The organism is Pseudomonas sp. FW305-70, assembly GCF_058783925.1.
In genome coordinates, this window is sequence record NZ_JBYSYZ010000012.1 from 171,531 (window position 1) to 177,974 (window position 6,444).

At 60.4% G+C, this 6,444-nt stretch carries 6 protein-coding genes; all 6 read left to right on the forward strand.

Going from position 1 to position 6,444, the window contains the following annotated elements:
- Window positions 1-96: 96 nt before the first annotated feature.
- The 6 genes from dadA to AC3WN7_RS12395 all read left to right on the forward strand — a co-directional run bounded on the left by dadA (window position 97) and on the right by AC3WN7_RS12395 (window position 6,361).
- Window positions 97-1,401 (forward strand): D-amino acid dehydrogenase, encoded by a 1,305-nt coding sequence (gene dadA, locus AC3WN7_RS12370; RefSeq protein WP_102673756.1) that lies wholly within the window; start codon window positions 97-99, stop codon window positions 1,399-1,401.
- Entirely contained in the window at window positions 1,373-1,726 is a 354-nt protein-coding gene (locus tag AC3WN7_RS12375) for a RidA family protein (protein ID WP_095964325.1), read from the forward strand. Before dadA ends, AC3WN7_RS12375 begins: the two co-directional genes overlap by 29 nt.
- A gap of 97 nt (window positions 1,727-1,823) precedes the next feature.
- Window positions 1,824-2,897: an alanine racemase gene (gene alr / locus AC3WN7_RS12380; protein WP_102673753.1), complete on the forward strand. Its 1,074-nt coding sequence runs from the start codon at window positions 1,824-1,826 to the stop codon at window positions 2,895-2,897.
- Between the two features lie 128 nt (window positions 2,898-3,025).
- Entirely contained in the window at window positions 3,026-3,574 is a 549-nt protein-coding gene (locus AC3WN7_RS12385; RefSeq protein ID WP_007975150.1) for a cupin domain-containing protein, read from the forward strand.
- 182 nt (window positions 3,575-3,756) lie between these two features.
- Window positions 3,757-4,179, forward strand: a complete 423-nt coding sequence (locus AC3WN7_RS12390; protein WP_015097352.1) for a c-type cytochrome — start codon at window positions 3,757-3,759, stop codon at window positions 4,177-4,179.
- Between the two features lie 259 nt (window positions 4,180-4,438).
- Window positions 4,439-6,361 (forward strand): acetyl-CoA hydrolase/transferase C-terminal domain-containing protein, encoded by a 1,923-nt coding sequence (locus AC3WN7_RS12395; RefSeq protein WP_102673754.1) that lies wholly within the window; start codon window positions 4,439-4,441, stop codon window positions 6,359-6,361.
- The last annotated feature ends 83 nt before the right edge of the window (window positions 6,362-6,444 follow it).

A 6,444-nucleotide genomic window follows, 5' to 3' on the forward strand; every position in this document is an offset into this window, starting at 1 on the left:
TATAGTGAAAAGCACTGGCAAATCTTTTTTACACTGCGCGCATCTAAAGCTCTGAACAACAAACGTCAGCGGTTAGCCGCGATGAGGGATATGAAAATGCGCGTCATGGTCTTGGGCAGCGGCGTCATCGGTACCACCAGTGCTTATTATCTGGCCCGTGCCGGGTTTGAAGTGGTGGTCGTCGACCGGCAGCCGGCTGCTGCCATGGAGACCAGTTTCGCCAACGCCGGGCAGGTCTCGCCGGGTTATGCCTCGCCGTGGGCCGCACCGGGTGTGCCGCTCAAGGCCATCAAGTGGCTGTTGCAGCGCCACGCGCCCCTGGCAATCAAGGCCACTGCCGACATCGACCAGTACCTGTGGATGGCACAGATGCTGCGCAACTGCACTGCCAGCCGTTACGCGGTGAACAAGGAGCGCATGGTCCGTCTGTCCGAGTACAGCCGTGACTGCCTCGATGAACTGCGTGCCGAAACCGGCATCGCCTACGAAGGCCGCAGCCTCGGCACCACCCAACTGTTCCGCACCCAGGCTCAACTGGACGGCGCCGCGAAAGACATCGCCGTGCTGAAAGAGTCCGGCGTGCCGTTCGAACTGCTCGACCGCGACGGTATTGCCCGCGTTGAGCCGGCGCTGGCAAGTGTTACGGACATCCTCGCCGGTGCCCTGCGCCTGCCGAACGACCAGACTGGCGACTGCCAGATGTTCACCACCAAGCTTGCCGAGATGGCCGCGAACCTCGGTGTGCAATTCCGTTTCGGCCAGGACATTCAGCGCCTCGACTTCGCCGGTGACCGCATCAATGGCGTGTGGATCGACGGCAAGCTGGAAACCGCCGACCGCTACGTGCTGGCCCTCGGCAGCTACTCGCCACAACTGCTCAAGCCGCTGGGGATCAAGGCGCCGGTGTACCCGCTCAAGGGCTACTCCCTGACTGTGCCGATCACCAACTCGGCGATGGCCCCGACCTCGACCATTCTCGACGAGACCTACAAGGTCGCGATCACCCGTTTCGACAACCGCATCCGCGTCGGCGGCATGGCCGAGATTGCCGGTTTTGACCTGTCGCTGAACCCGCGTCGCCGCGAAACCCTGGAGATGATCGTCAACGACCTTTATCCTCAGGGCGGCGATCTGGCCCAAGCCGATTTCTGGACCGGCCTGCGTCCGACCACTCCGGATGGCACGCCGATCGTTGGCGCCACCCCGTTCAAGAACCTGTTCCTGAACACCGGTCACGGCACACTCGGCTGGACCATGGCTTGCGGTTCCGGCCGTTTGCTGGCCGACCTGATGGCGAAGAAAAAGCCGCAGATCAGCGCCGAAGGCCTCGATATTTCCCGTTATGGCAACAAAACCCAGGAGTCTGCAAAGCATGTCAGTCCAGCGCCAGCTCACCAATGAGCGCATGAGTCAGATCGTCACCCATAACGGCACGGTTTACCTGGCCGGACAGGTAGGCGACGACATGAACGCCGGGATTGAACAGCAGACCCGTGAAACCCTCGCCAACATCGAGCGTTTGCTCGATCTGGCCGGCACCGACAAGCACAACCTGCTGTCGGTGACGATTTACCTGAAAGACATCGATGCGCACTTCGAAGGCATGAACGCGGTGTGGGACAACTGGCTGCCAAAAGGCGTCGCCCCGGCCCGTGCCACCGTTGAGTCGAAACTTTGCGAACCGGAAATCCTGGTCGAGCTGTCGGTTGTAGCCGCTCTGCCATAAGCTTTCAGACAGATCCCTCTCCCGGTGCTGTTGGCGGTTCACGCTGTCAGCCAGCGCCGGTTTTTCTTCCCGATAACCCGACCAGAAGTGTGCCGCCATGCGTCCTGCCCGTGCCCTGATCGACCTTCAAGCCCTGCGTCACAACTACCGAATCGCCCGTGAACTGACGGGGGCCAAAGCCCTCGCGGTGATCAAGGCCGATGCCTATGGCCATGGCGCGGTGCGTTGCGCCCAGGCGCTGGGAGCCGAGGCGGACGGGTTTGCCGTGGCCTGCATCGAAGAGGCGCTGGAACTGCGGGCGGCGGGCATTCGTGCACCTGTCCTGCTGCTGGAAGGTTTTTTCGAAGCCGATGAACTGGCGCTGATCGTCGAGCATGATTTCTGGTGCGTGGTGCATTCGCTGTGGCAACTCGAAGCCATCGAGAAAGCCGCGTTGAGCAGGCCGATCACCGTGTGGCTGAAGCTCGATTCGGGCATGCACCGTGTGGGGCTGCATCCGGCGGATTATCAGGCGGCCTATCAACGGCTGCTGGCCAGCGGCAAGGTCGCGAAGGTCGTGCTGATGAGCCACTTTGCGCGTGCCGATGAACTGCACGAACAGGCCAGTGCCGATCAGGTGGCGGTATTTGAAGCGGCGCGCAAGGGCTTGTCCGCCGAGGTCAGCCTGCGCAACTCGCCGGCGGTGCTCGGTTGGCCACAGATTCCGAGCGATTGGGTACGTCCCGGCATCATGCTCTATGGCGCCACGCCGTTCGAAGAGGCCAATGAAGTTGCCTCACGCCTGCAACCCGTGATGACCCTGGAATCGAAAGTCATCAGTGTCCGCGAACTGCCGGCTGGCGAGCCAGTCGGTTACGGCGCCAAATTCATCACGCCTAAACCGATGCGCATTGGTGTGGTGGCCATGGGTTACGCCGACGGCTACCCGCGTCTGGCACCGACCGGCACCCCGGTGCTGGTTGCCGGGCAGCGCAGCCAGTTGATCGGCCGGGTGTCGATGGACATGCTCTGCATCGACCTGACCGATGTGCCGCAGGCCGGTCTCGGTTCGACCGTCGAGTTGTGGGGCAAAAACATCCTCGCCAGCGACGTGGCCATGGCTGCTGGTACGATTCCGTACCAGATTTTCTGCAACCTGCGCCGGGTGCCACTGCTCTATTCCGGGGCTTAGTGCGCAAGGCTCCAGACCGGAAGTCGCCTCGCTGAGCAGGATTCAGGTCAAGGTGTTGTAAATACTGAACGCTGTCGCCATGATAACGTCCACTATTCCAACAATTTTGAATCCTGGAGGCGCAAGCTTTGGACGTCGGTGAACGACTGCAATCCATCCGTAGGCTCAAAGGCCTTTCCCAGCGTGAGCTCGCCAAACGGGCGGGTGTCACCAACAGCACCATTTCGATGATCGAAAAGAACAGCGTGAGCCCTTCGATCAGTTCGTTGCGCAAGGTGTTGGGCGGGATTCCCATGTCCATGGTCGAGTTCTTTTCCGAAGAAATCCTGCAGGAAAAGCCGACCCAGATCGTCTACAAGGCCAACGAGCTGATCGATATTTCCGATGGCGCCGTGACCATGAAACTGGTCGGCCGGGCCCACCCGAGCCGGGCTATCGCGTTCCTCAATGAAATCTATCCGCCAGGTGCCGACACCGGTGACGAGATGCTCACCCATGAGGGCGAGGAAACCGGCATCCTGGTCGAAGGAAAACTGGAACTGGTGGTCGGTCTCGAAACTTTTGTCCTCGAAGCCGGTGATAGCTACTACTTTGAAAGTACCAAGCCACACCGTTTCCGGAATCCGTTCGATGCGCCTGCGCGACTAATCAGCGCAGCCACGCCGGCGAATTTCTAAGAAAAGAGGCGTCCTGCCAGCATTGCAGAGGCGCCCGGGCCGTTTTTCCGCCGCCGCCTAAGACCCTTGCGACTTTGGGGTTGTTTCAGTGCGACGGGCTTACCGCTATACTTGCGCCCGCCTGCGAACCGTGGCCGTAGGCGTGACTAGCCACCATTGAGGGTGAACGCGTGAACCTAATTATGAAAATGCTGGCTGCACCAGCAACCGTATTGGCCCTATGGGCTGTCAGTGTCAGCGCTCAGGCTGCGACCAACGACGATATCGCCAAACGCCTTGAGCCAGTCGGCCAGGTCTGTGTTCAGGGTAAAGAGTGCAAGGGCATGGAAGTGGCCGCTTCCGCCGGCGGCGGTGGTGGTGCAAAAACCCCGGATGAAGTGATTGCAAAACATTGCAACGCTTGCCACGGTTCAGGCCTGTTGGGCGCACCGAAAGTCGGTGATGCTGCCGCTTGGGGCGAGCGCGCCAAGAAAGAAGGTGGTATTGACGGCCTGCTTGCCAAAGCGATCTCCGGTATCAACGCGATGCCGCCAAAAGGCACCTGCGCCGATTGTGCAGACGCCGAACTCAAAGGCGCCATCCAAAAGATGTCCGGCTTGAAGTAAGCGCCAGATCTTCCGCAAAAAACCGTCTTCGGACGGTTTTTTTGTGCCCTCAATCCCTGTAGGAGCGAGCGTGCTCGCGATGAATTCGAAGGCGCCGTGGGGCGTCAGGCTCGCCGCGTTATCGTTGACGACCATCGCGAGCGAGCTCGCTCCTACAAGGTATTTGTGTCGGGCGGTTGGCCGATACAGGTTGTTCATTGCAGCAAAGACCCGGCAATCTCGGTCCAAACTCAAGTCATGGAACGTGAGGGAGGATCCGATGGTTCAGCTGTGCTCTATCGAACAGGCAGTCGATGACGTCCTGGCAAGGTTGCCGGCGCATATCCACATGGGCTTGCCTCTGGGGTTGGGCAAACCCAATCACTTCGTCAACGCGTTGTATCGACGAATCGCACAGTTGCCCGAGCGGCGGCTGACGATCTACACCGCGTTGTGTCTGGGCCGCCCGCCCTTGGGCGACGGATTGCAAAAGCGCTTCCTCGAACCCTTTATCGAACGGGTTTTCGGCGATTATCCGGAGCTGGATTTCCTCGCCGACCTGCGTCGCGATCAACTCCCGGGCAACATCCACATCCAGCAGTTTTTCATGCAGCCCGGCAGCCTGCTCAACAGTGCCACGGCGCAGCAGGATTACGTCAGCAGCAACTACAGCCATGCGGCGCGGGACATCAATGCCACCGGGTTGAACCTGGTGGCGCAACTGGTGGCCAGCCATGCCGAGCATCCCGACCGCTTGAGCCTGAGCTGCAACCCCGACATCACCCTCGACCTGTTGCCGATGATCGCCAAGCGCCGCACCGCCGGAGAAACCATCCTGATGGTCGGCCAGGTGCACGACGATCTGCCTTACATGCCCGGCGATGCGGAACTGGGCATCGACACCTTTGACTTGCTGATCGATGAGAAAGACCACACCACGCTGTTTTCCACGCCGAACATGCCGGTGGGGTGCCAGGACCATTTCATCGGCCTGCACGCTAGTACCCTGGTGCGTGACGGCGGTACGTTGCAGATCGGCATCGGCTCCATGGGCGATGCGCTGACGGCGGCGCTGCTGGCGCGGCAAGCGGACAACGACGCTTACAAGGCGTTGCTGGCCGACGTAAACCTCAGCCACTGGGCGCAACTGATCGAGCGCGAGGGCGGCGCCGATCCCTTCGCCAAAGGCCTGTATGGCTGTAGCGAAATGTTCGTCAATGGCTTGTTGGTACTGGCTGATGCCGGAATCGTGCGGCGCAAGGTTTATCCGGACGTGGCGACCCAGCAGCAGGCGAATGCCGGCACCCTCGACGAGGCTGCGCAAACCGATGGCATCTCGGTGCACGGCGGTTTCTTCCTCGGTCCGCGCAGCTACTACGAACGCTTGCGCGAATTGCCACAAAACAAGCGGCTCGAATTCAACATGACCCGCATCAGCTACATCAACGAGCTTTACGGGCAGGAAGAACTCAAGCGCTTGCAGCGCCTGGATGCGCGGTTCATCAACACCGCGTTCACCGTGACCTTGCTTGGTGCCGCGGTGGCGGATCAATTGGAAGATGGGCGCGTACTCAGCGGTGTAGGCGGGCAATACAACTTCGTGGTTCAAGGGCATGCGCTGCAAGGCGCGCGCTCGGTGTTGCTGCTGCGCAGCTGGCGTGAGTCTGGCGGCGACGTCAGCTCGAACATCGTTTGGGAGTATGGCCACTGCACGATTCCCCGGCACTTGCGGGACATGGTGGTCACCGAATATGGCATCGCCGATCTTCGTGGCAAAACCGATGCGGCAGTGATCGAGGCTTTGCTCAATATCAGCGACTCGCGTTTTCAGTCGGGATTGATTGAACAGGCGCAGAAGGTCGGCAAACTGCCCAAGGACTTCCGACTCGAGCCGCGCTTTACCGATAACACTCCGCAGCGGTTGCAGGAGATCCAGGCGCGGCATCCGCGGCTTTTTCCGGAGTATCCGCTGGGCTGTGATTTCACCGAGGTCGAGCGAGATGTGTTGCGGGCGCTGAACTGGCTCAAGAGCAAGTTCAAGCTGAGCGAGGTGCTGGAGTTGGGCAAGGCAGCGCTGGATGCGCCGGAAGCAACAGCGTTCCCGGAGCATCTGGAGCGCATGCAGCTGGCCAATCCTGAAGGACTGAAGGAGGATTTGTATCAGCGGTTGCTGCTAACCGGCCTCAAGGCCACCACGCAATAACAGCCAACATACATCAAATGTGGGAGCGGGCTTGCTCGCGAAGGCGGTGTGTCAGTCAAAAATCAGTCGACTGACACACCGCC

Excerpts from the sequence above, each read along its gene's own strand:
- dadA (WP_102673756.1), top strand. The coding sequence starts at position 97 with ATGCGCGTCATGGTCTTGGGCAGCGGCGTCATCGGTACCACCAGTGCT.
- AC3WN7_RS12375 (WP_095964325.1), top strand. The coding sequence starts at position 1,373 with ATGTCAGTCCAGCGCCAGCTCACCAATGAGCGCATGAGTCAGATCGTC.
- alr (WP_102673753.1), top strand. The coding sequence starts at position 1,824 with ATGCGTCCTGCCCGTGCCCTGATCGACCTTCAAGCCCTGCGTCACAAC.
- AC3WN7_RS12390 (WP_015097352.1), top strand. The coding sequence starts at position 3,757 with ATGAAAATGCTGGCTGCACCAGCAACCGTATTGGCCCTATGGGCTGTC.
- AC3WN7_RS12395 (WP_102673754.1), top strand. The coding sequence starts at position 4,439 with ATGGTTCAGCTGTGCTCTATCGAACAGGCAGTCGATGACGTCCTGGCA.